This window comes from Patescibacteria group bacterium (assembly GCA_041665365.1).
GTDB lineage: Bacteria > Patescibacteriota > Patescibacteriia > UBA9570 > UBA9570 > UBA9570.
In genome coordinates this window covers 112,439-138,174 of sequence record JBAYIY010000003.1, presented here as the reverse complement: position 1 = coordinate 138,174, position 25,736 = coordinate 112,439, and the positions used below count along the sequence as shown (strand labels likewise).

Genomic DNA, 25,736 nt, shown 5'->3' with positions numbered 1-25,736 from the left:
GTTAGCGGGATCACCTAGACCGTCATTATCATTATCCTTGTAGTAGGTTTGATTTGTAGAGATAGTAGAATCAGCATCATTACAATCTGTTCCGGTCACACTACCATCATTATCGTAATCATTGTCATTGGTGTCACTACTATTGGTTACATAACCAGTTGGCACAGTGTATGAACAGATCGAAGTTGAAGTAGCGGGATCACCTAAACCGTCATTATCATTATCTTTGTAGTAGGTCTGATTGGCCGAAATTGAAGCATCTCCATCATCACAATCTGTCCCAATTTCACTACCATCGTTATCAAAGTCATTATCATTAGTGTCTGTACCGGATGTTAAAATAGATGAACCAGTTAGACCGTCACCATCAAGATCAACATAGAGATAACCCAGATAGGCCGCACCAGCGTCAGCCCCGGTCGTATCACTAAGTGCATAAGGGGCTCCGATTAAGATATCAGCATAACCATCACCATTAACATCACCCGCTGAAGCTACTGAATTACCAGCCGAATCACCCGATTCTTGACCGACAAACATGGCAGCACTAGTTGATAATGAAGCACTGGATAAATCAGCCTCTTGACCATAGATAAAATAAACTGCACCGGCGGTAAAATACTGGAGAGGTGCCCCAATTAAGATGTCATTATAATTATCATTGTTAACATCGCCGGCTGAAGCGACTGAGAAACCGGCATTGTCGTTAATTGTTTCACCAGTAAATTCTATTGCGTCAGATGACAGTGTATATCCGGAAAAGGAAGTCTGACCATAAACCAAATAAGCAGCCCCGGCATCAGTGCCAGCGTCATCATTATAAGGTGCTCCGATTAAGATATCATCATTACCATCATTATTAACATCACCCGCTGACGCTACTGAGTAACCGGCAGAATCATCAGGTGATGCACCGGTAAATTTAACTGCTTCAGATGCAGTTACTAAAGTAGACAATAACAATTTAGAACTGGTAAAGGAAGTCTGACCATAAACCAAATAAGCGGCACCGGCATCACTAAAACCATTATAAGGTGATCCTATTAGGATATCATCAATATTATCACCATCCACATCTCCCGCTCCAGCTACAGAGAAGCCGGCATTGTCGTTAAGTAACGTACCACTAAATTTTACTGCAGTAGATAAATTGGCACTGGTTAAGTGAATAGGTTTGCCATAAATAACATAAGCAGCACCGGTATGAAGCAAAGAATTACTATAAGGTGCTCCTATTAGGATATCATCAATATTATCACCATCCACATCTCCCGCTGAAGCGACTGAGAAGCCGGCATTATCACTGGCCTTTTCACCAGTAAATTTTACTGCCCCAGATAATGAACCGCCGTATGACGACAATCTTGAGCCTCCATAGATTAAGTAAACAGCACCGGCATTAGTACCTATTGTATCATCCCCTTTTGCTCCGATTAGAATATCATCATAACCATCACCATTAACATCTCCAGCTGAAGCAACGGAATAACCAGCAAAATCATTAGGTGACTCACCGGTAAATTTAACTGCAGTAGATAAATCTGCACTGGTTAAAATACTATCAGTACCATAAATTAAATAAACAGCACCGGTAGATGAATCATTTCCATACGCTCCAACTAAAAAATCATTGTAGCCATCACCGTTAACATCTCCAGCTGAGGCGACTGAGTAACCAGATAAATCATCACCTTGACCGGTAAATTTTTGAAAAGTAGACAAGCTAATATCGGCGGCTGCCACATAAGTGGTAGGCAAAATCAAGCCAAACATTAACACAAATAGTGTTATAAGACGACCCAATATGAGTGTTTTCATAAATCCAGGGTAAATAATTAAGGCTAAAAAATAACTAAGATTAGGGCGACTTTAGTTTATTATTGCTTTTTTGTCAACCCCCAATTACTTACCACCAAACACTTTTCAAACCTAAAAAATACCCAATAATATTGGCAATGATATGTAGTATAGGCGTTATAATCAGTAATATTAACAGGGTTTTTAGATCTATCTGATAAAGCGGATATAAAAATATAATCGCACCAACTATAAAATCAACCTGATCAAATGGAAACCAGGCTACTCCAGGTTTTTTATTAAACCATCTTTTAAAAAAGGATTTTACTAAATCCCCGGTTAATGCCCCAATGCCGAAGACAAAAGCGTACAGCCAAATTGATATTTGGTCATAATCTAAAAGAGAAATATTATCAATTTTGAAATATTTTTGGATATATAACACAAGTAGAGCAGCAAAAAAACCAGTAATAAAACCGCGCCAGGTTTTATGTTCACCAAAATATTTTATAGAAATCGGTTGCCCAAAGGGTAATTTTAATGAACTGGCAAATACTGGCGCCATGTTGGCACAATAAGCCGGTAGAAATAAGTAAATGACTTTTATTAAAGTTAACATCATGCTTTTATTATTTTACCAAACCCTATAATTATGAAAATAATTAATAAAACATCTGAGATATATATTACACCAGGCGTTAATGACCAGGCGAACAAATAATCAAATAGAATGGCCAACAGCACAAACAATCTTGGTCGAACGACAAAACCATATTCTTTATCAACTCGAGCCAGTCGGTATGAAATATAAATAACCAACAAATAAACAATAATAAATAATATGGCCGCAACCTTGTTCACCAAATTAAAATATGAAACATATAAACCAAGTGTCGTAATACCAACGCTATCAAACACCAAATCCATGGCCACACCCATGGCATCACCGTGTTTACCGGATGCGCGCGCTAAACTGCCATCTAAACCATCCAACAAAAAATGTAACCAAATACCAATAACAAACACGACCGGTTGATTTAAAATCACCGCTAACAGAAATGATAGTGCCGCCGTGCTGCCGGATAATACACTTATATGATTAGCCGTAATTTTCCAACGCAACAATTGATTATTTAGTGGTGCTAACCAACTACCCTTCAGCGTTTGAAACCACAGCATGGTTTTGTATTCAAATCTTGAATAGATTTTCATCTCAACTAGTTTAACACAAACTAACAAAACACCCTAGATTGTGCTATGCAATTAACCATTCCCATAATGGTTTAATCTGTACGGTCATACCATTTTTTTCCACCTGACGTTTTTCATTCCAGGTTATTATGGTCAATTTTTTTACCTTGAGTTCAGCGCCGGCCTCTACTAAGGCTTTTATTTCCCGTCGTTCCACTTCCGGATTACTCATATCATAACAGACTTGAATTAAATCCGTGACATTGAGGTCTTGTTTTAAAACAAAATCAACTTCACGATCATTACGGGTTTTGTAATAAAAAATGTCACGATTCGGTTCGTGGCCATGTTTGACCAGCTCAGTGAACACCAAATTTTCCATTAGTCTACCCTTATCTGGGGAATGCTGAATCGCTTTGGCACTGATAAATCCATTATCAACTACATAGACTTTTTTTGGAGATTTTATTCGAACCACGGATTTAGGTGAGTAGCGCAGAAGAGAAAAGATCAAATAGGCTTCTTCTAGATACGTAGTATATTTATCTGTCGTGACAGCACTTTTTAGGTTCAATACTCGTTGCACTTTTTCTATACTATACAAGGAAGAAAACTGATTGATGAAATGTGAGGCTAAGTTACTAATTTCAGTTGCAAATTTCACTTTGTATCTTTTCACTACATCTTTAAACAAAAGGGAGTCAAACAAAATCTTAAGATAATCCTTAGGATTAAGCTGATTGATCACTACTTCAGGGAAACCGCCACGAACCATATAGTCTTCAACCAGCTGTAAAAGTTCACCTTGGTTTTTTGGTAATGAACCATATTCAGGATCAATGACATACTGTTTAGCTCGAAGAAATTCATGAAAATCAAATGGCAATATCTCTATGGGAATATGTCGACCAGTGAGATGTGTGGCCAGTTCTTTGGACAACAAATGAGCATTGGAACCAGTCACGACTAGATTATATCCGACACGATGTAACCGGTTTAAAAATAATTCCCAACGCGGTAAATTTTGAATTTCATCAAACAAAATATGTTTGACATCACCGTAAGCGACATGAAGCTCTCGCATCAACTCATCTGTACTGATACGACTCGGATTAGTTAATTCATCATCATCAAAATTAAAATACATAAATGGCCGATTCTTTAACAGCATAAGAGAAAAGATCGACTTACCAGCTCGGCGCGGTCCTAACACCACCTTAATCAAAGATGGATCCAGCCATTGCTGGCCAACTGAATCCTTAGTTCTACCAATATATTTTTGCAACAACATTGGTTCTTTTTCTTGTTTTTGCCTTGAAACAACGTCTTTGAGCATATTTCTCTATTATCTACATTATAAACACTGTACTGTAGAAAAAATGATTATTTTCTACAGTACAGTTAGTCTACTGTACAAAAAGGATAAAGTCAATGCTCAGGAGCTGGGATTTGAACCCAGGACCAATACGTTAACAGCGTACTGCTCTACCGCTGAGCTACTCCTGAATATACCAGATTGTATGACAGTAAAAAAAAATAGTCAACTCTTACCGTTGATACACAGAATCCATACTTAATGGCTTAGTCGGGATACGACTAGCGCGTACGGGTGATAGTTTTTTGGCCTCTTCAACCATGCGTAAGGCAATATTCCAATAAGATAAATGCCGACCCGGACCGGTGCGTAATTTACCGATGTAGTCGATCTCGTTCCAACCCATTTTAAATAATGACCGGCGTTTGAAACCCATCGGCATTAAATAAACAGCGGCGGCATGGTTGGTTTTGTCTAATTTTTGGAGAGTACCAGTGATATTATCCATGGCTACTTGATAGGGGTACAACCCACCGTACTGGCCTATTTCTGGATGCATGTCATAACCGTGTTGAAACGTAAAATCTTGTGGCACCTGAATGGTGCGACGATGGCGGTGCATATCGCGATAGGAACCAACGTCCATAAGAATATCAAAGGTGACACTGTGGGTATCTAGGGCACGCATCAACTCATCGTGTGATCCCCTTTTACGCGTGCCTAATTCATAAATTTCGGTGAGCTTCTTTTCCGACCAGGTATGAACAACTCGATAAATTTGCTGGTATGAATAATGTGTCACGGAATAAAACAATGTTGTAACCGCATCCACTAACGGATCTTGCTTATGCCAGGCTTGCACATCGTGGCTAGAATCAACTGGTTTGATCTTTAATAGTTCGTGTGCGGCTTGAGTTAAATCTTGTCTGGTTTGCAGCCAATACTTAATCGGTGCGGTATATTTAACCAAACTGGGTAAGGGTGCTTGGGGTTTAAGAATCTTTTTTAAACGGGCATTTTTAATAGATCGTAAGGCGGCATTAATTTCTTTAGTGAAAGGATTAAAGGCCGGTGTATTACACGCCTTTTTTATATCATCGGCCAAATCACGCACTTCTTGATAAGAACTGGAATATAATCTGGAGATCATTTTTTCAACTGTCCGGCCAGATGTAATTTGACCAACACTAGTGAGTGTGCCCAATGGTAATAGATAACGCGCCATATCAAAGGCGCGGGCTTTGGTGGCTCCCTGGTAAGCTGGTTCGGGAATATCTTTTAATAATGGATTTTGTGTTTGCACAGCGGCTAACAACTCTGGATAAAGTTTATTATATTCAGCCATTAAATAAGCAATACCTGTGATATAGGATTTGGGAGCATGAGCTGGGATGTAGACTGCCTCTTTAGAAAAATGTTGGTATCTAGTAGATCGTTCTTGCCCATCCCAGAGTGGTTCATCTACTAAATCCATGGCGGCAATCATAGAAATATTTTCCACGGCCATACTGACATGAGCTAAATCGGCGATCGAGGCATGACCATATTGAAAATAAAAGACTTCAAAAAACTTCTGCATGGCAGCATCACCTTCTAACATTTTTTCTGCCATGGCCGTAAATGTTTCTTTAGCCGGCTTAGCGGATCGACTATACCGCGCTAAACCATACGCACTAGCTTCCGGCGGAAAGGCTAACCCACTAATGGCATAAACATTACGTGGCATGGGGAGAGGTCTTAATAATCTCTTAATTTACGCATACCCACGTGCTGCTGAATCTTGTCGAGGGCTTTGGCTTCAATTTGCCGAATCCGTTCGCGGGTGACACCAAATTCTTGGCCGACTTCTTCTAAAGTGTGTGACACACCATCCACTAAACCAAAACGCATCTCTAATATCTTTTGTTCGCGCGGTGGTAAATCTTTAATGATGTCATAGACGTGGTCTTTTAATAACTGCAACGAGGCGGAGCGATCGGGCGACATGGTTTTTTGATCCTCAATAAAATCACCTAACGTAGAATCTTCGGATTCATCATCGCCGACGGAAGTTTCTAACGAGACGGTTTCTTGAGAAATCTTAATAATCGTATGAACCTTCTCAATTACCTCACCCATTTCGGCAGCAATTTCTTCCGGCAATGGTTCGCGCCCTAAAATCTGGATGAGACCGCGTTCAATCTGTTGGAATTTATTGATTGTCTCCACCATGTGCACAGGGATACGAATAGTGCGTGATTGATCGGCCAGGCTCCGCGTAATGGCCTGGCGAATCCACCAGGTGGCGTAGGTGGAAAATTTATAACCTTTGCGATAATCAAATTTCTCAACGGCCCGATGTAAACCGATGTTACCTTCTTGAATTAAATCTAACAATGATAATGATCGCCCGGTAAATTTTTTCGCAATACTCACCACTAACCGTAAGTTGGCTTCTAATAATTTTCGTTTGGCCTCAAGATCGCCCGCTTCTTTTAATTTTGCCAGACGAATTTCTTCTTCAGTTGATAACAACGGCACTTTACCAATTTCTCGCAGATACATCTGAATAGAATCGCCAGAAATGTCGGATAAATCCATCGCCGCTTTACCGGCTTTTTCACGATTAGCATCAACCAGGCCAACTTTCTTCGCATCTAATCCAAGCACATTACCGTCGGTTTCAATTAATTGAATACTAGATTTTTCTAATTGTCCCAACCACTGTTCAAAGTCTGATACGTAATCTTCTAAATTGTTGAAGGTATATAAAATTTCTGTCTCGGTGAGAAAGTTTCGGGTGCGCCCTTTTTTTAATAACAGCTCAGCGCCTTCAATCGGAAACGGTACCGCCTCAGCTAAAATAACGGCTGCCGTACGAGGAGCAGTGGGTTTTTTTATTTTACGGGCTACTTTCTTAACCAACCGAGGTTTCGGTTTGGTTTTTGGTTTGGCCGCTGGTTTTGACTTGACTGGTTTGGCCGATCGTTTGGGCATAGATATTAACGGGATAGTTCGGTCAATTGTTGTGTAAGTAAATTAGCCTCTTCTAATAATGCGTCCCCTGTGGTGGTGTCTTTTAACTCGATTTCAATATCACGCAAGCGTTGTTGAATGTAACGCTTATGCAATTCTCGAATTCCTTGAATTAGAGCGTCTGCTGTTGGTTCAACATTTACCTGTAAACGCAGCCGATTCAGCCAATCTGTATCAGCCGGACACTCAAACTGACCCGACTTATTATACTGATCTAGCATTCTTATGTAAAGGTCATGCAAGGCTGGATCGGTTACAAACTCAGGATCAAGATAATCGCGCACATAACCAAACTGCTCCGGTAGCAATAAGGTAATTCCAAAGACATACTCAGCTAAACGGGTCGAGCGATCGAGGACTGGTTTTGTTTTGGGCTGATTAGTTTGTGTCACACGTACCACATTACCGTTCGACTTCATACCCTTAGCGATCTTCTCTTGTAAGATCCTAACATCCACATGTACGACATCAGCCAGTTGTTGTAGGTAATGTGCTTGTTCAACCGGGTCGGTTAGTTTAGCCAATTTAGGTAAGAGCCGTTGCACTAACACTTTTTTATGTTCAACCCGGGTTAATTGCAAATCACTACCGGCATGGATAAACCAATAATCAACCAATCCAATGGCATCATGAATAGCCTTTTTAAATAAACTGGCATTAGCACGAATACAATCATCGGGATCTTTATATTGTTCTGGCCAGCGCACAATTTTAATGTTCATACCATGGCGCATGGCTAAATCAATCCCCCGTTCAGCGGCAGCTTGCCCGGCTAAATCTAAATCAAAGGCTAACAACAAATTAGGTGAATACCGTTTGAGTTGCAGAATTTGTTGCTCGGTAAAAGCCGTGCCGGAAGTGGCCACAGTATTGGTAAAACCATGCTGTTGCGCCGTGATCACATCCAGATTGCCCTCAACCACTAAAGTGGCGTGTAATTTTTTTATAGCAGTCTTCGCTCGGAACAACCCGAACACGACATTTGATTTATCATAAATGTCCGACTGCGGTGAGTTGATATATTTACCACCAGTTTCATCCGCCTGTAATGTTCGCGCCGTAAAACCAACTACGGTACCGTGCCCATCATGTAATGGAATCATCAAGCGTCCACGAAACCGATCGTGCCCGTTTATTAACAAGCCGGCGGCGGTTTGATCGGCCTCACTGATACCCTGTTGTTTTAAAAAATCGTGTAGCCTCCCCCACTCTAAATAACTATAGCCTAAACCAAACGCTGCCACACTGTCAGCTGACAAGCCACGTTGCTTAATATATTGTCGGGCAATCTCACCTTCTTTGGATTCTTGCAGAGCTGAACTATAAAATTGTTGCGCCAGACTAATAATGTGCAATAATTTTTGTTTATGATCCTGTTGTGTGGGATTATACTGCGGCAATGTGACATGGGCTTTATCGGCTAATAATTTCAGAGCCTCAACAAAATCTATCCCCTCTATCTCTTGAATAAAAGTAAAAATATCGCCGCCCTTAGCACAACCAAAACAGTGCCAAATTTGTTTCTCACTACTCACCATGAAAGAGGGACTGTTTTCATGATGAAAGGGGCAAATGGCGCGCCAATTACTGCCGGCTTTTTGCAATTTTAAATACTCCGATAACAACTCAATTATATCAAGACGCTGCTTAATTTGTTCGATAATTACATCAGCCATGGGTGTGTACATTAGCCTATCTTCCCGTTTACTTCAAGGGTTGATACAATCACCCCTATGAATCGTAGCGTCGGCCGCAATGCCATGCTTTTGGCCGGTACCTCGGCCGGTAGTTATATATTAGGTCTAGCGCGTGATCGTCTCTTGGCGCAAACCTTTGGCGCCAGCCGCGATGTGGATTTATTTAATTCCGCCTTCTTGTTGCCTGATTTAATCATGAACCTGTTTGCGGCGGCTCTAACCACGGCCTTTATTCCTGTATTTGCTCAACTACTAAAACAGGGTAAGGCACCTGCTTACCAAGCCAGTAACGCCATTCTCACGGTTGTGGCTGTAGCTTTATGTCTGGTAGATGTGGTGGCTTTTATGATTATGCCTTGGATCACACCTTTGGTGGCACCAGGTTTTTCTGCAACTGAATTGGCTCAACTTACTACACTGACACGAATATTATTGTTATCACCTTTGTTGTTTGGTATCAGTACTTTGTTTGGCGCCATTCTGCAAGGCCAACACCGGTTCTTGGCCTACGCGCTGTCACCCATGTTGTATAATTTAGGTATCGTGATCGGGATAATATTTTTCGCCAAACCATTTGGTATTCGCGGCGTGGTGTTTGGTGTAGTGCTTGGCGCCATGTTACATCTTATTATTAGGTTGGTAGCTACACTCCGCCTCGGTTATACACCCGAGTTTATCCAACAATCATTCAAACATCCGGCGGTTAAACAAACTTTGTTATTAATGGGTCCACGCGTCATTGGTTTACTGGCGATCCAAGCTAGTTTATGGACATTTAATGCGATTGGTTCTACTTTACAACCGGGCAGCGTCGCGATTTTTAATTTCGCACGTAATTTTCAAAGTTTACCAGTGAGCTTTATAGGCATTGCTTTGGCCACAGTTATTTTTCCTGTACTGGCTAGTGACTCGTCAGAATTAATGAATAACACACGTAAAGCATTACGCATGATTTTTTTTCTCACGTTACCAGCGATGGTGGGTATGATGTTTGTTAGCCAACCACTCATTACAGTTTTTCTTGGTGGCGGCGCCTTTGATGCCGCCGCGATTCAGACAACCGCGATCACTTTAATCGTTTTTTCTTTACTAATCCCCTTAGAAAGTCTCCAACATATTTTAGCGCGCGCCTTTTACGCTAAGCACGATACCAAAACTCCCGCCGTTATTACAATTATCGGTGCTGTCGTAAATGTGATCGGATGTGTCGTGGCAACTAGTTTCTGGGGTGTGACAGGTTTAGCGGTGGGTTTTGTGATTATGACATTAATCATAGATATTTTATTCGTCTGGAAATTACCCCACATCATTGATTATAGTATTATAAAAAATGGTGCCCAAAATGTGGTCGGCTGTTTGGTAATGGCAATTTTGGTAGGGGCAATTAAATCAGTAGGGGTAATTCATGAATTACCCCTACTGATTGGTATGGCCGGAACTGGCATCATCACATATAATATTGTTATGTATTTATTAAAAAACCAAGAATTATCAATCATTTTAAAACAAGTTCATTTAAGAAAATCATCATGAAAAAGATTATAATCATTATTATTGTTTTATTACTAGCTAGTCTTGGTATGGTGGTATGGCTGAAACGCGTCACCATTAAAGATTGGTTAATACCAAAACCGGTTGTGCCGGTGGCGGTAACCCGTGAAGAAATTCCGGTTCCGGTAGAGACGTTGCATGCAACGTCTCTACCGGAACAACCGGTTGTTCCAATCACACCACCCGATGAATTTAATTTATCGATCCCTTTTACATCTCAAGCACCATCCACGAACTGGGATGCCACTCATGAAGAAGCCTGTGAAGAAGCGTCTATGTTAATGGCGGCTAGGTTTTTAGAGAATCGAGGTATTGTAGATAAAAACGATGCCGAACAAGCCATCTTGGATATTATCGATACTGAAGAAACGGATTTTGGTTATGGCCCCAGTCTGACTGCTGCCCAAACTTCTGAAGTGTTAAATTACATTTATGATGATCTGACAAGTGAGGTGATCTATGATTTTACGTGGGATGATATTAAACAAGCTATCAGCCAAGGTTACCCAGTACTGGTGCCCGCCGCCGGACGTGAATTGGGTAATCCAAATTTTACCGCCCCCGGACCGCTTTACCACATGTTAGTAATTAAAGGTTACACACCTGATTATGTTATTACCAATGACCCCGGTACCAGAAAGGGTGCCGACTATACCTATGACTATGATAAGTTTTATGATGCCATTCACGATTGGAATGATGGCAATGTTCCCACTGGTCAAAAAGCCATTATTATTGTTAAACCTATATGACACAAAACCAATTTGAAAAATTCATTGTCTATTTCACCTTCGTTTATGTCTCGATCTTTTCGTTGCACTCTCTGCTCAAAGGCAATGTTGAATTTATTTATGATACGGCACTAATTGTTTTGTCGATTGGATTGATTGTTTATATTAATCGCCGACTGCATTTTTACCCGATTCTACTCACCTCATTATCTCTGCTTGGGTTACTGCATTTGCTCGGCAGCAATGCTTATTTAGGTGATATTAGATTATATGATTTCTATTTAATACCAGGTTTGTTTCGGTATGATAATTTTGTTCATATGGTAGGTAGTGCCATTATGGTGATGCTGGCTCATGCCTTGCTTTTTCCCGTGCTTAATATCACCTTTGAACGGAGACGCGGTTATTTTATTTTATTGTTAGTACTAGTTGGCATGGGTTTAGGTGCTGTGAATGAATTAATTGAGTTTATTGCGGTGTTGATTTTTAATATCGGAAAACAAGTGGGTGATTACACTAATACTTTATTAGATATCACGTATAACACCGTTGGCTCGGCCATTATGGCAACCATCCTAGTGGTTAACCATTGGCGTTTGGCTGGAAAAAACAGAAAAAGCCCGAGATGAGATCAGTGTGACCATCAACCTCGAGCTTGTTCCCCCTAACTTATTGCGACTACTCGCAGGTCAACCCATCGTCGACCCACCCGTCGCAGTCATCATCGACGTTATTGCAGACCTCCGCCACCCGCGGATAGATCTCCGCGTTGGTGTCGTCACAGTCGGCCGGCCAGTCGCTGTAGCCGGGCGGCTGGTAACAGGCTGAGACGGGTTCGGCGAGTTCGTCGCCGTAGCCGTCACCATCGACGTCGGGATACCACTCATGGGTATCCCAGGCATCGATGTCGACGATGCCGTCGCAGTTGTCGTCGATGCTGTTGCAGTGCTCGGGCACGGCCGGATTGACTGAGATGTTACTATCATCGCAGTCGCCGTCGCGCCAGGTATACCGCCCGCGTGGTTCGCGACAGTCGAGGATGGGTTCTGACCCATCTTCTCCGTAGCTGTCGCCATCGTCGTCGGGATACCACTCCAACATTGGAAGGTCTTCGTCGACCTCCCCGTTGCAGTCGTTGTCGATCTCGTCGCAGACCTCGACAGCGTACGGGCTCACGGCCGAGTCAGCATCGTCGCAGTCGGCGGGTTCGAGATACCCGTCACAGTCCGCGTCGACCTCCCCTCCACAAAACTCGTACCAGAGTGCAGTAGCGGTGCCCCCTCCGCCCGGGGTGGTGTGCTTGTCACACCCAACCAGGCCAAAAATCACGAAAAAAACCGGACAAAACACATGAAAGAACTTATTGAACACGTCTCTCTCCGTATTTGGGGTACCTTAATATCAGTTATTGATCAATAAGTCAACTTTAAATAATGTATAGATTTGTATAGATTTGACAAAAATGTATAGTTTTGTATAATATATGAATATATGTACAATTTTACTGAACAATTCCTTACTATTAGCCAAGCAGCAGAATACTTAGGGATTACTGAAACAACCTTGCGCCGCTGGGATAAAAATGGTTCTTTTAGCTCAACATTTATTTCACCTGGTGGACATCGGTATTATTCGCTGGCTGATTTGGGTAAGAAGACAAAAGGCATTTTTCGTTTAGGTCAAGATTGGGCTAGTGCCATTACTCCCCCAGCATTGGCTAAAGAGTTTTATTGTCCAACTAGTGATATATTTAAAGCTCGGCTCGAACATTTGGCTTATGAATTAACTAATACAAAGTCTGTGCAAAATATTGCTTCACTCATTTCTTCGGCGGCTGGTGAAATTGGAAATAATTCATATGATCACAACATCGGTAACTGGCCAGATATTACAGGAACATTTTTTGCCTACGATATCGGTAAACGTATGGTAGTATTAGCTGACCGTGGTGTTGGTATTTTAACAACGTTGCGCCGTATTAAACACGACTTAAAAAACGATGCAGAAGCACTAAATGTTGCCTTTACTGAAGTGCTGAGTAGCAGAAAATCAGAACATCGCGGCAATGGTTTAAAATATGTTAAAGCGGCCATTGAAAAGGCTCGAGCCAATTTAAGCTTTCAGACTGGTGATGCCATCTTGACGATCTCTCCAGATAAAACCGATTTTAAAATTTTGTCTGCTGCCACAACTGTACATGGTTGTTTATCATTGTTAAAATTTTAATTAAAATAACTATGAATATATTTTTAAAAAAATTTGGTACTGTGCTAGCCTCACGCCAGGCTGGCAAAGAAGCTTATGCCGCTTTTTTGCCAATTTTATCTGAAATTAATAAAACAGAAGCAGTGATCTTAGATTTTTCAGAGGTCATTTCATTTTCACCGTCTTGGGGCGATGAGTTCATTACTCCGTTATACAAAAAATTTGGCAAAAAATTATCTCTAAAAAATACTACCAATCCGTCCGTAGCTTTAACTATTTCAACTTTGGAAAAAATTCATAACTACCCAAAAATAAAACAACTCTAATAATAATCTAAAGAGTGTACAAAATCCCAATAAAGTGCTAAAAACCTTAGGTAAGGAGAGATCGCATAGTTGGTCTAGTGCGCACGCTTGGAAAGCGTGTATACCGCAAGGTATCGAGGGTTCGAATCCCTCTCTCTCCGCCAAACTACGTCCTTCAGCAACTTCAGGACTTCGTTTGGCAGGCCAGACGAAACTTAGTGCAGTCTGGCAGGCCAGACGAAACTTAGTGCAGTCTGGCAGGCCAGACGAAACTTAGTGCAGTCTGGCAGGCCAGAAGTGCTTAATAAATAATATTCGTTATGTGGTATGTCTATTTTCTTAAAAGCCAAGTAAAAAAGAATTGGGTTTATGTTGGTTCAACGAATGATCTCAATCGAAGATTAAAGGAACATCAGACTGGAGAATCGTTGGCTACTAAGCCATATTCTCCTTTACTTCTTTACTTTTTGGTTTGTGCACTGTCCGATACACGATGAACCAATTCCCCACTGTAATAAACGCCCCACTGGCAATCAAGGCTAATACTATCCAACGCCATAGCGTCACCGTATCATATTTTTCTTGCACATTGAGATCCACTAACTGCTCTTCAGTTTGAGTCGTATCGGTCGCTGATCGCATCGCTACTGTCACATCGAAGTTGGGCAGTACACTCACCGGTAGAATCAAACTCCACTGACCAGCATGATTGGTGGTCACATAACGGAATGGTTGATTGGGACAAATCGAGACACTATACTGTTGGTCGGCTGAAGCTGAACCCACTAATTCTAAGGCTTGCGTGTCCTGAAAAGTGATATACTGATCAGTCAATGGTTGGTTATTCACCAATCTAGCCATGATATTGGTTTGGCGTAAATGCCCACGCGCTTGCACCTGCCGACTTTGCGGCACCGGCACAAACAAAAAGATGACCACTACCACCACGGTCACCAGGTGAAGTAAAATCAATTTGCTAGACAGCGTCGTACTACTGTGCCGAACGCGTAACACTATCCAGGCGGCTATATTCAACTGTAGTAATAAAGCGATGGCAATAAAATTTATCCAATAATTGGTCGACTGAGCCGTAGGTGCATTATCTACATTGACGTGTGCTACCACAATTTGGTCTACTTCCACATTACCTTGTGTGACACTGGCGGTAATCACATTATCACCTTGGAGTAATAAGTCGCGCGGCACTACCATAATCCAGGCGCCGGTTTCATCACTAGTAGTCGTTAAAATGGTATAACAAATTTGGATCGTAATGGTACTATTCGGTACAGTGGTGCCACGAAAGGTTAATGTTTCGGTTGCGGTCGGCAAGGCTAATGCACCCGTTGGAACTGAGCTTGGATCATCGGTCAGATATATCACCGCTTGATTCTCTGGTAATACTTCATTATTTAAATCTGTGACCACAAAATTATCCACCAACTCTTGCTGCTCTGGCGTTAACTTGATAGGTTTTGGAGTTTTGACATCCGTCGTGGTGTCAGTAGTGGTGTCAGTAGTGGTGTCAGTGTTTGTATTCGTGTTGTCTTGACGGATGCTACTACTGACAAAACTGAAATTAACAGTGGCACTACCACCACGGGTCAAGCTAGTCGTTTTTTGTTGTGTGTAGGCCGTCACTACATAATCCCCACTCGCTAAGCCACTCAATACATAATACCCATTAGCATCGGTGAGTGTTGAGAAGGTTTGTTGATCGCCCCATTGTAATGTGATCAACACGTTGGTGATTCCAACACCAGCGCCATCAGTTACTTGGCCAGAGATAGTGCCGGATACTACAGGGACTACCACACTATCCGACAACACCGAGGCCGTTATTTCGTTAGCGATTAATTCTGCCGGATCAAGTACTATTGAATCATGATCATAAGGTTCGGCTACACCCAACTGATAGCTGACTGTGCCTGTGCCACCTACCGGGATGGTGCCCAGGTCAAAACTGATCTGGTCGGCCTGTTGTGTGGCCGGTATCGAACTGCTGAGCAAAGTTGTTTCGCCAGGGATCGTATCAGACAACACCACACTGGTAGCGTCACCATCACCTGTATTGCTATAACTGAGTGATATAGTCATAGTTTCACCTGGTTGTATAGTGGTACTGACCGTTTGTACCCGCTGTAACCAGTTACTCACTTCGGCATGTAATCCATTAATGACGAGGGCAGGAACAAACACAAGCGCTGCCAGATAGATAATACTACGAGCGGTTACTAACCGACGTCTGAAACTCGTATACGAAGTGGTGATAGTGCCATGACCCGATTTATGAATCCGCTTAAATGCCACTGGCACATCGTGTAGTAAGGCTGTCACGAAATTTTTCGGATGACGAGCCAATCCTAATATAACCAGCGCGGCGGAGAGTAATATCGTCAGTGATCCGATTAACACCATGAACGATTGGTCAGCGATTTGGTCTGGACTAATAATCGCAAACCCACTGGCCTGAGCTGGTTGGATCAAGAATAAGGCAGCAAAGTTGATGCCAAACCAAGCAATCTGTTCGGCCGGTAATTCTACCGTTTTGGCTAACTGTAGGTCAGGACTATAACTGACATTGGTGGAAAAGCTTTGTATCTCAGACCAATTTGACTTAGCATCCAGTGGATCAATGGTTCGTACCACATAGTAATAGGTCTTCTCATCAGTTAAATCTGGAGAAATTTTTACAGATTTACTACCGGCAGAAGTACTAGCTGTAAAATGATAATTATTTTGCGGATCAGCATCCGAACCGAACCGTATCTCATACGACAATTCACTTGTAGTATGATCCGGATCAGAGGCTGCTTGCCAGGAAATAGTCGGCGACAATGAAGCTGTCACATCCTGACAACACGGCGAAAAAATGGTGGGCGCTTCTGGTGCATCATTAATACTTTCTACTGTCAGAGTTACCTGATTAGACTTAGTTTGCCCAATAGAATTTTGCGCCACAAATTTCATTGTATCCGTACCATGCCAATCCGCATCAGGAACAAGCGTTACCTGTCCATCACTCCCAATTGTCACTGTAATATTGTCAGCCCCGGCCACACTGTAACTAAGCCCCTCTGTGGTGGGATCAGTAAAATAATCATCCAAATTAAAGACATTAGTTAAAGTAGTATCTTCATCCCAAGTTTGATCCGGAATGGTACCAGAAAACTGTGGTGGTAAATCTTCATCAATATTAGTCAGTGACACATCAGCTATGGTGACCCCACTATAAGCCGTATCACTCGAAGTGGTTGGACCTAATTGGATTGAATAATTAATGTTACCATCTGAACTAGAATCATCTACTCCTGTCACTGTAATAGTTTGTGCCACATTCCAGTTTCCAGTAGTAAAAGTGAGTGCCGCCGTGGAAACACTACCTTCAGTGGTATCTGAACTGACTACAGGTATAGTCACGTCATTTTGTGGCAGACAAGCTAACACCACTGTGAAAGTAGTTGTATCACCTAATTCGGATGTGGTGGCTGATGCGGGTGTACTAACTGTGACACCATTATCAACTCCAAATGTTTGTGTGACATAAGCTGATGTTTGACTAAGAAAATCAATGGTTTGCACCCGCATAGAATAACTTCCGTCTGTTAACGTTTGTCCAGCAGAACCAGTGGTATATACACCAGAGCCAACGGCTTGGCCAACTACAAATGAGGCTGTGCCTTGAGCAGCTAACCCTGAGTTGTAATCAACCACGGGTGATGAAAAATCTGCATCATTATCTATCTGAATGTGATAACCAACCGTATCTACGACATCACTATCTGTTAACGTAAAAGAAAACTCTGGAGTACTATCTGATCCACAACCCCCAAACAGACTGGAGGTTTGCAGATCGGTTGGTGTAGTCGGCGCTATATCCGTGATAGTATACACAGCACTAAACATGGATGTATCATTGCTGCCATCTCGGGCGGTTGCGACCAAAGTATTATTAGCCGCTGTATAGGGGGCACTGATCGTAGTTGACCAATTACCAGACCCATTCGCAGTGGCGGCATTAAGATAGGTTTCTCCTTCATCGGTGGAGGCATCAAATAATTCAACTACCGCACTGGCCGGAGCGGTTCCGGAAATAGTTAAATCTGATCCACTTGGTGCCCAACTAGTAATGACTGGGGCACTCATATCATTATTTGAGCCATCACCGGGAAGAAAAATACCTTCAAGTAGATTAGAAAACATCTTATTATGGCTAATTAAATTGCCATCGCTGGATACCCCGCTTAGTTCAATACCATAAGAACCGTTAGACGCAATAACATTGCCTTCAGCTATAGTATCACCACCAATAGTGTTACTTGAACTATTGGAAACGTCAGGAGCACCATCGTACCACGCAATGCCTGCTTCACCATTAGCAAACTCTGTCACTCCATCTGGACCGGTGCCAATATAGTTGCCAGCGATCGTATTACTATTGCCGGTGGCCATGACCACTCCATAAGTATAATTACCAGAAATAACATTAGCCTCAGCGGCATCATTCACCCCATCGCCATTCGTACCGATACGATTGTCACTGGATGTACCCGCCCCAGGCCATATTCGACCAATACTAATACCATAGCGATTACCACCATATGAGCCACCAACTGTGCCCGTACCAGCAGTATTCAAACCAATATAATTACCGGCAATCACAGTATTGGAAGACCCTTGTTCCATGAAAATACCCACCTGATTACCGGAAATAATGTTGCGCTCGGCACTATCGGACACACCATCGGCATTGGTACCAATTACAATGCCTGAATCTGTTCCATCAATCCGAATACCATGGGTATTGCCCAGCGCGGCTGTGCCTGAATAATCTGTACCAATCTTATTGCCCGCAACTGTGATAGTTGCCACGGTACTGATATACAGACCATCGGCGCCAGTACCACCAGCTATGACATTGCCTTCTACGGTATCTCCATTACCATCGCCGTTTGTGCCAATAATATTATTATTGCCGGATACAAGTACATTACGTAAATTTCCATGCAGGACTGTACCGGTAATATCCGTGCCAAAATAATTTCCCGCCACAGTATTACTTGGACTAATCACCTCTAAGCCATAATAAAAATTACCAGAATGACCGGATGAAACATTTCTTTCATAGGTATCACTGACACCATCGCCATTGGTGCCCACTCGATTCGAACCGGTGCCAAACAACAAGATACCATTCAAAGTATTGCGGACAGTAGTGGTGCCAACACCATTCAGACCGACAATATTACCAGTAATAGTATCTGAACCACCACCATTAATGTTAATCCCACTTTGATCATTCCCTGACACAATATTGCCTTCAATCGTATCGCTGGTGCCATCACCATTGGTGCCGATGATGGTTGATGAGACTGTTGCATAAACACCGTTACCTAAGTTACCCAGATCAGTGCTGGCATCACTAGCTAGGCCAATTATATTCGCTGAAACTTTACTACCTGTGCCACCGGCAATGTTAATGCCATAAGTACTATTGCCAGAGATCAAGTTACGTTCCGCTACGTCAGTCACACCATCACCATCGGTACCCACGATAACTGTAGCGCCAGTGACAGCCGCTACTCCATTGCCAGAATTTCCCTGATCCAGTGTTCCGGTAACATCTGTTCCAATAAAACAACCCTGCACTTTCAAGTTAGTCGCTCCTGCTCCCGTAGCCAACACACCATTGCTACCAAAGCGCATTATGTCTAAGCCCTTAATTACTACATTAGCTACCCCATTGATTTTTAGTCCATTAGCTGCTCCACCGGCTGAGGTACCATCCAGCACGATTCGTAAAGTTGTATTTAATCCATTGATACCAGTCACAACACTGCCATTGGCTGTAGTATTAGCGACTGCTCCAGTTTGAGTATACCCATTGATTGTCATTGAGGCGCCGGTAATATCTGGTAAGGCACTGGCAGGAGTAATCGTACAAACCCCACCGGCACCGGTACAGCCAGCATCCGTGCCGCCATTGATATTAAACTCAATGCTATTGCCGGAAGCACCATTGGCTGTTGTAATCGCTTCACGTAACGAACAATCTGCATCACAAGTGCCATCATTGGTATCCGCAGTTTTACTGACGGTGTAGGTGGCTGCTAACGCGGAGTGCGCTGATAACAATCCAAAAACAACAACACTAACAAATACTGGAAAAACGCTGAAATTCATGTTATGACGTTGCCAAACCATACGGCATATTATACTGATTTATTGATATAAAGTCACCTACTGGAAAAAATCAAAGTTGTTTAAGAAGAGTTAGAGAAATTATACAGTTAGTACAAAACCTTATCTAAAAGATGTTACTGTCCGTGAATTATAATAATCCCAAATACAATAGTTAGGATAATCGAGTTTTCAAATATACTAGTAGTAACGCCAAAAATGCCACCAATGCCGTTATTGGCCAAAAATAATTGCGCCTAATATTAGTGGCGTTCTCTCCAGTATATACGGTCGTACTATTGTTTGCTGCATCTACTGCTCGAATCAGTATTGGTTGCGTAATATCTTTTTGTTCCAACTGGTAAGGTCCTTTCGTTATAATAGTGGTTGTTCCCCCTTTAACTATTTCATAATGATCAATACCAGAAACGGAATCACTGGTATCGAAAACAAGAAATGGCTGACCGTTAAATTCATGTTCTGTTTGACTTACGAGCGGGATAAATGAAGTCGGTGGTGTACTGTCCACCATAATTTTTCGAATCACTGGTTCTGCCCAGCCAGCTTCATTGGATAACCATTCTTTAATCATAAAATAATGCACTCCATCAGACAAATTGGAGATAGTATATTCCCCGGTCACAACTTGTGGGGTATCATCTGCAATGTCATCAGGTAGTTGTTCTAAATCAGATGTGACATGAAAGCTATATAACGCATCGGGTTTTTTCTCCCACTGTGCACTAAACTCATTAAGTTGATACCATTTATTTTCATCTGGATGCGTTGCTGAAGTCACTATCAAACTAACAGGAGCGGCTGATATGATATCGTAAACCGGCTCTTTGAATGACACAGTAGTCTGCGTAGCCAGACCATCATTCAAGTACACAGCCGTTTGATTTGGATTAAAGCTAAATTGCACAGTACCAGCCTGTTTAGGACGAACTTCCAGAGTTAATACTTGCCCGGTATCGATCAAACTACCATTCGGTATACCAGCTGCAAAAGTGATGCTGCCAGCAGCAGCATTGATGCTTGGTTCCTCTGGCCATAATGTCAACGATGATCCACCGTGATACACGGCAATAACTTCCACAACATCTGGCGGATATTGAATAGTCGCTTGCACCAAGTTCACTACCTCCCCATCACTACTAATATGAAGATTAATCATTTGGTTTGACCCTACTGACCAAACAGCCGTGTTCGGTTCAAAGTACAAGCTAGCTGCGGAGGCCGCCGTAGTATTTAACAAAAGTAACAAGCTACAACTTAGAGTATAAATAAAACTATTCACGAAAAAACGTTTCATAGGTATGAGTTCATCCGGTCCAATAATATAACATGATACTAAAATCCACCACATCAACTAACCCATTGCCATTGATATCGGCCCGGGCATTACTCGGATTAGCCTGATTCCACCAATACAACAAGACGCTAAAATCTATCAAATCTACTTCCCCATCACAATTAATATCACTATCTAAAGAGTTGGCGCAAGTTGAGGTGTTTGCTTCATTCGAAACAGTAAAGACAAGTGTTTTACTAGGATCAGAAATTGTTCCGTCTGACGCAACGACACGACTATAAGTTGTGTATCTACCCTCGCCTACAGTACTACCTAAGATGGATTTTGAGTAAAACCCGTTATGATTAGCCTGTTTATTAAAAATTGTCTGCTGATTATTTTCTGCCTTAATAAATATGTTGACGCGACTATCTGAAACACTAGTGCCAAGTATTGTAGTTATTTCATCTAAAAAAATATTATTACGAGTAATTGCAATGGTTGGCCCTAAATAAATACCAGAGATGGTAATGGTCACTCCTTTGCTTATAGCCACAGTAACATTTATATCTGGGCCTTTTCGTCCTTTTATGTCTTCCCCGTGGACAGAGAAAGTATAAATACCTGGATTAATGTTGTTAATGGTCACAGTGAACCATCCTTGGGAGTCAGCTGGAGTAATCGCTATTATTTTTCCATTTTCTCGGATAGAAACATTAGTTGTTGGATAAGCAAACCCCTCAATAATGACGGTTGTAATTGGCTCTTCTGGTGAGGATCCAGTCACTGTAGCAGTCAAACTAACACCAATGGCCTGAGTTAAAAGTGGCTGCGAAATAAAAAAACTTGAACTAACACATAATACAGTCAGAAGAAAACGAATTTGTTGTTTAGTCACTTCCTTCACTGCAAATGAAAATTTATTTACTCTGTCCATGTCGAATGATCCAACGATTGTAGCCTTTAATCATTCTAATTAAACCTAACAAAATAATTATAGCACCAACACAAAATATTATCAGAAGCCTCCAGGGAATTACCCAAAAACTAACCACTGCTTGTTTTGTAATTTGATTATCTTGTCCCGCCACTAGTGAAGCGGAGGCAGTATATTTTCCAAAAGCAAAATTATCTTTTTCATTTTTTAACTCCTCCCAAAATTGTCCTAACCAATTATTCGTTGTATGCAAAACTGGTGCTTTTTCCCAAACCGTTTGGTAACTTCTGGCAGTCTTAGGCAAAGTAGCTGAACCAACCGTATTGATATCGAGTGTTTTAACGGTTTTTCCAAAAATATTTTGGATGGTAATAGTACCAGAAGGCCGAATGTGTACATTACCAGTATTATTGAATGTCAGTTGTAGTTGCACTGGCAAATAATTAAAATAAACAGACTTATCGACGGTTAAAAAACTATCAATGCTGCCTGCCTCTGTAATGTCTCCGGCTACATTAGATAAGATGAGTGTACCTAATTTAGAACCAATTTTGACCTTACCTGGTTCTTTGATTTGGGGTGGGTTATTAGAGAAAAATATAATCGCATAATGCCCACCTGGATCAGCCTCTGCTGGTGGGTTAATAATAAACGGAACACTTCTTCGTTCTTTTGGTTGCAGCACAAAGGGACCTGGTTCAACTTGGATCCAAGTTGCGACATCAGTTAATTCCAATCCAAATTCATACTGTGGTTTTGTTCCGTCATCGGATGCCGTAAAGTTCGTTATTTCAGTATAAAGTGTAACAGGATAGTCTGTTTCATTAAACAGTTTAATCTGATCATTATAAGGTACACCTGGAGTGAGATCGATTTCCATGGAGGGTGGAATGATAGTGAGTGCCTGAGCCGGTGATGTGCAGAATAAAAAGCCAAACCCAACTAAAACGACCATCATTATCACATTGTATCTCTTTAACAATGATTTTTTCATCGTTTCAAATTTCTAAGAAAAAAGTTTTAAAAAGTTCCTGTTGCAATGTAAGTAATGTCGGTAGTGTAGGTACCGGCCTCAGTGGTGGCGGCAATATTGGCAATGTAGTATGCACTAATAGTTTCAGTAGCAGTGGCACCAAGCTCGCTAAAGAATGGAGTAGTTGCTCCAGCAATGAACTTATATTCAGCTGAACTATTGGCATCATAAGCAGGGACAATAGTACCATCTCCGTTAGTGGTAACACCAAAAGCAAATTGTTCCGAATTTGGTGTGCCGTCATCATCACTAGCAATAGTGGCAACATCAATTGTGTCAGCATCAGCATTGGTCAGTGTGGTTCCATTATAAGTGATTGAGTAACCAGTAGTGGCATTAGTAGCAATGCTAAAGGTATGAGCAATGGTTGGAGTAGTATCAGCACCAACTAAATCCCCTGTAGCAAACCTGGCGTTAGCCGTGGTCAATGTGCCAAAACCAATTGCGGTATCACTGATCGCAAAGGTAAGTGTAGGATTAACAGTAGACGTGATATTAACACTATCATCGGCAATAATAGATACAGCGTAAGACCCAGCGTCTGTCATAGTGCCTCCAATGGCTATCTTATAAGCACCTACTCCTGGGTTATCAATTCGGTTAGCTCCTGTACCAGAAGAGGCTGCGTTCGTACCGATCTCAATTGTAACAGTTTCTGAGCCAGTAAAATCTCCTCCGTCAGCAGCACACAAATTAATAGTAATAACTTGGGCACCAGGGCTAGCAATACCGGCTTTTTCTGAACCCGTACAGTCAGCCGCGGTCGTTAATTCCCCTTCCGTTGAACCAGCAATGTCAATATCATCTTCAATAATACCAGTTAAATCGAACCCGGCCGGGAATGTCAATGTAATGGTTGATCCATTTGTAATGGCGGACGGTGAGATAAATGAGATGGTGTGGTTTGCATTGGCTGTAGCAGTTTCAGTACTCATTACGTCTTTTGTATTGGTCAATGAAGCGGCTTGAACCTGACGTAATGGCAATAAAAAGCCTAATACCATCACCAGAACAATCACACTTCCAAATATTTGCATTCTTCTTTTCATAATTTTTATTATTATTATAATGGGATTATTATAGCACACAATACAATCGAGATCAACCCCTCACATAAACCTGTAGCCAATCATAAAAAATTTTGTTAGTATCTCTTAATATGACGTTTAGTAAAAACAGTACTGTTTTCACTTTCACCTTGATCGTTGGGTTACTAGTTTGGTTAATTCCTTCATCCGCCTGGGCAATGGCCACATTGGGATTATCACCTGCCACGGGAACCATGAAAATTGGCGAGACCAAAACTGTTGCCGTGGCTATCAATACAGGTGGTGTGGCAATAAATGCAGCTCAAGCTACCGTTACTTATCCGGGTGACAAATTAGAAGTTGTTAGTGTTAGTAAGGGTGGTATTTTTACCCTCTGGACGTCAGAACCATCTTATTCCAGTAGCACCATTTCCTTTTCCGGTGGAGTTGCCTCACCTGGTTATAGCGGGCATGGCACTATTATTAGTATCACCTTTAAAGCCAGGGCTAATGGATCAGCTGTACTCAGTGTTGTTGGTGGAAAAATTTTGGCCAATGATGGGTTAGGAACGAATATATATGGCGGGGCTGCTGGAGCCACTTACAATATCGCAGCACAAACATTACCACCGCCAGTATCAGTTGAAAACAAGGCCAAATATATTAAGCCAGAAGAAACACTAACAGAAGAGGAAAAAACGACAGCTGAGAAGACCTTGCCATCACCCATGCCAATTACTATTAATGGCATACAATCTGAGCAAAAGCAGTGGTATAACAATGATGACGGTACAATTAGTTTCGATCCAATTGTTGGGGCGACCCGTTTTAGTTGGAGCTATGATGATAAACTGGATACTGTTCCAGATGATACTGTGGAAGGAACCAACAACGTTGCCGAGTTGCCAAACAGCCAGGATGGCATTTGGTATTTTCATGTGAAATCAGGCAATGACACCAGTTGGGGCGAAACTCGCCACTATACGATAATGATAGATAATACTCCTCCAAAAGTATTTACAATTAATTTAAATGCGGATTCTATTACAAAAAATCGTCGACCAACTTTTAATTTTTACACAGCAGATGAGACTTCAGGTATAGATTTTTATACAGTGCTAGTTGATAGCCAAGTAATATTTGCCAAGATTACACCAGCCAAACTGACTAATATAACCTTAGATGAACAATCGTATGGTGAGCATACCATTACTGTTTTGGCTTTAGACAAAGCTGGAAATGTTACTGACGCCAAAACAACTATAACAATTGTTGAACAATGGCCAGGGGTTGGCTTTTATCTTGGAATAATTTTTATTACATATTATTGGTTAGCGATTGTTTTGTTCATACTACTCATCATTGTGTTGGTGTATCTCTGGATCTTTGGGTTCATTCATAAAAGACGGTCGGTACATCTGCACAATCATAAAAATACCAAAACACATACTAAATAA

At 41.7% G+C, this 25,736-nt stretch carries 19 protein-coding genes and 2 tRNA genes; 7 read left to right on the top strand and 14 right to left on the bottom strand.

Annotated elements, in window-relative coordinates:
* The 8 genes from WCV88_02510 to dnaG all read right to left on the bottom strand — a co-directional run.
* Positions 1 to 1,818 (bottom strand): integrin alpha (locus WCV88_02510; protein ID MFA6475053.1); only part of this gene is annotated, 1,818 nt, incomplete at its 3' end.
* A gap of 88 nt (positions 1,819 to 1,906) precedes the next feature.
* Positions 1,907 to 2,416, bottom strand: coding sequence for a CDP-archaeol synthase (locus WCV88_02505; protein ID MFA6475052.1), 510 nt, complete (start codon positions 2,414 to 2,416; stop codon positions 1,907 to 1,909).
* Entirely contained in the window at positions 2,416 to 2,976 is a 561-nt protein-coding gene (locus WCV88_02500) for a CDP-alcohol phosphatidyltransferase family protein (protein MFA6475051.1), read from the bottom strand. Before WCV88_02500 ends, WCV88_02505 begins: the two co-directional genes overlap by 1 nt.
* Before the next feature lie 76 nt (positions 2,977 to 3,052).
* The gene (locus WCV88_02495) at positions 3,053 to 4,324 is read right to left on the bottom strand and encodes an ATP-binding protein (protein ID MFA6475050.1); all 1,272 of its coding nucleotides are present in this window, start codon (positions 4,322 to 4,324) and stop codon (positions 3,053 to 3,055) included.
* Positions 4,325 to 4,422: 98 nt separating this feature from the next.
* Positions 4,423 to 4,494: transfer RNA gene (locus WCV88_02490), tRNA-Asn, on the bottom strand.
* A 41-nt stretch (positions 4,495 to 4,535) separates the two neighbouring features.
* Positions 4,536 to 6,029 (bottom strand): FAD-dependent thymidylate synthase, encoded by a 1,494-nt coding sequence (locus WCV88_02485; GenBank protein ID MFA6475049.1) that lies wholly within the window; start codon positions 6,027 to 6,029, stop codon positions 4,536 to 4,538.
* An 11-nt stretch (positions 6,030 to 6,040) separates the two neighbouring features.
* Entirely contained in the window at positions 6,041 to 7,279 is a 1,239-nt protein-coding gene (locus WCV88_02480; protein MFA6475048.1) for a sigma-70 family RNA polymerase sigma factor, read from the bottom strand.
* 5 nt (positions 7,280 to 7,284) lie between these two features.
* Positions 7,285 to 8,994 carry a DNA primase gene (gene dnaG / locus WCV88_02475; protein ID MFA6475047.1) on the bottom strand — a complete coding sequence of 570 codons (1,710 nt, stop codon included), beginning with the start codon at positions 8,992 to 8,994 and terminating at the stop codon, positions 7,285 to 7,287.
* Between the two features lie 57 nt (positions 8,995 to 9,051).
* On the opposite strand from dnaG, the gene murJ reads away from it, so the two are divergent.
* The 3 genes from murJ to WCV88_02460 are packed head-to-tail and all read left to right on the top strand — an operon-like array spanning position 9,052 to position 11,926.
* The gene (gene murJ / locus WCV88_02470; GenBank protein ID MFA6475046.1) at positions 9,052 to 10,548 is read left to right on the top strand and encodes a murein biosynthesis integral membrane protein MurJ; all 1,497 of its coding nucleotides are present in this window, start codon (positions 9,052 to 9,054) and stop codon (positions 10,546 to 10,548) included.
* Positions 10,545 to 11,318 (top strand): C39 family peptidase, encoded by a 774-nt coding sequence (locus tag WCV88_02465; protein ID MFA6475045.1) that lies wholly within the window; start codon positions 10,545 to 10,547, stop codon positions 11,316 to 11,318. The genes murJ and WCV88_02465 overlap by 4 nt, the downstream gene beginning before the upstream one ends.
* A complete protein-coding gene (locus WCV88_02460; GenBank protein ID MFA6475044.1) occupies positions 11,315 to 11,926 on the top strand; it encodes a DUF2238 domain-containing protein in 612 nt (203 codons plus the stop codon). Before WCV88_02465 ends, WCV88_02460 begins: the two co-directional genes overlap by 4 nt.
* Before the next feature lie 49 nt (positions 11,927 to 11,975).
* Here WCV88_02460 and WCV88_02455 read toward each other — a convergent pair whose 3' ends face one another.
* The gene (locus tag WCV88_02455; protein ID MFA6475043.1) at positions 11,976 to 12,668 is read right to left on the bottom strand and encodes a putative metal-binding motif-containing protein; all 693 of its coding nucleotides are present in this window, start codon (positions 12,666 to 12,668) and stop codon (positions 11,976 to 11,978) included.
* 120 nt (positions 12,669 to 12,788) lie between these two features.
* Here WCV88_02455 and WCV88_02450 point away from each other — a divergent pair, with 120 nt between their 5' ends.
* The 3 genes from WCV88_02450 (at position 12,789) to WCV88_02440 (ending at position 13,971) form a co-directional block, all read left to right on the top strand.
* Complete coding sequence (locus WCV88_02450; GenBank protein MFA6475042.1) at positions 12,789 to 13,523, top strand: MerR family DNA-binding transcriptional regulator; 735 nt, start codon at positions 12,789 to 12,791, stop codon at positions 13,521 to 13,523.
* 11 nt (positions 13,524 to 13,534) lie between these two features.
* Complete coding sequence (locus WCV88_02445) at positions 13,535 to 13,828, top strand: STAS-like domain-containing protein (GenBank protein MFA6475041.1); 294 nt, start codon at positions 13,535 to 13,537, stop codon at positions 13,826 to 13,828.
* Positions 13,829 to 13,882: 54 nt separating this feature from the next.
* Positions 13,883 to 13,971 (top strand) — tRNA-Ser (locus WCV88_02440).
* 271 nt (positions 13,972 to 14,242) lie between these two features.
* Here WCV88_02440 and WCV88_02435 read toward each other — a convergent pair.
* The 5 genes from WCV88_02435 to WCV88_02415 all read right to left on the bottom strand — a co-directional run bounded on the left by WCV88_02435 (position 14,243) and on the right by WCV88_02415 (position 24,300).
* Positions 14,243 to 20,011: a carboxypeptidase regulatory-like domain-containing protein gene (locus WCV88_02435; GenBank protein ID MFA6475040.1), complete on the bottom strand. Its 5,769-nt coding sequence runs from the start codon at positions 20,009 to 20,011 to the stop codon at positions 14,243 to 14,245.
* Between the two features lie 151 nt (positions 20,012 to 20,162).
* On the bottom strand, positions 20,163 to 21,302 hold the full coding sequence (locus tag WCV88_02430) for a cohesin domain-containing protein (GenBank protein MFA6475039.1): 1,140 nt from the start codon (positions 21,300 to 21,302) through the stop codon (positions 20,163 to 20,165).
* A 10-nt stretch (positions 21,303 to 21,312) separates the two neighbouring features.
* Positions 21,313 to 22,218: a dockerin type I repeat-containing protein gene (locus WCV88_02425; GenBank protein ID MFA6475038.1), complete on the bottom strand. Its 906-nt coding sequence runs from the start codon at positions 22,216 to 22,218 to the stop codon at positions 21,313 to 21,315.
* Complete coding sequence (locus WCV88_02420; protein ID MFA6475037.1) at positions 22,202 to 23,212, bottom strand: hypothetical protein; 1,011 nt, start codon at positions 23,210 to 23,212, stop codon at positions 22,202 to 22,204. The genes WCV88_02425 and WCV88_02420 overlap by 17 nt, the downstream gene beginning before the upstream one ends.
* Positions 23,213 to 23,238: 26 nt before the next feature.
* On the bottom strand, positions 23,239 to 24,300 hold the full coding sequence (locus WCV88_02415) for a hypothetical protein (protein MFA6475036.1): 1,062 nt from the start codon (positions 24,298 to 24,300) through the stop codon (positions 23,239 to 23,241).
* 110 nt (positions 24,301 to 24,410) lie between these two features.
* Here WCV88_02415 and WCV88_02410 point away from each other — a divergent pair, with 110 nt between their 5' ends.
* Positions 24,411 to 25,736, top strand: coding sequence for a cohesin domain-containing protein (locus WCV88_02410; protein ID MFA6475035.1), 1,326 nt, complete (start codon positions 24,411 to 24,413; stop codon positions 25,734 to 25,736).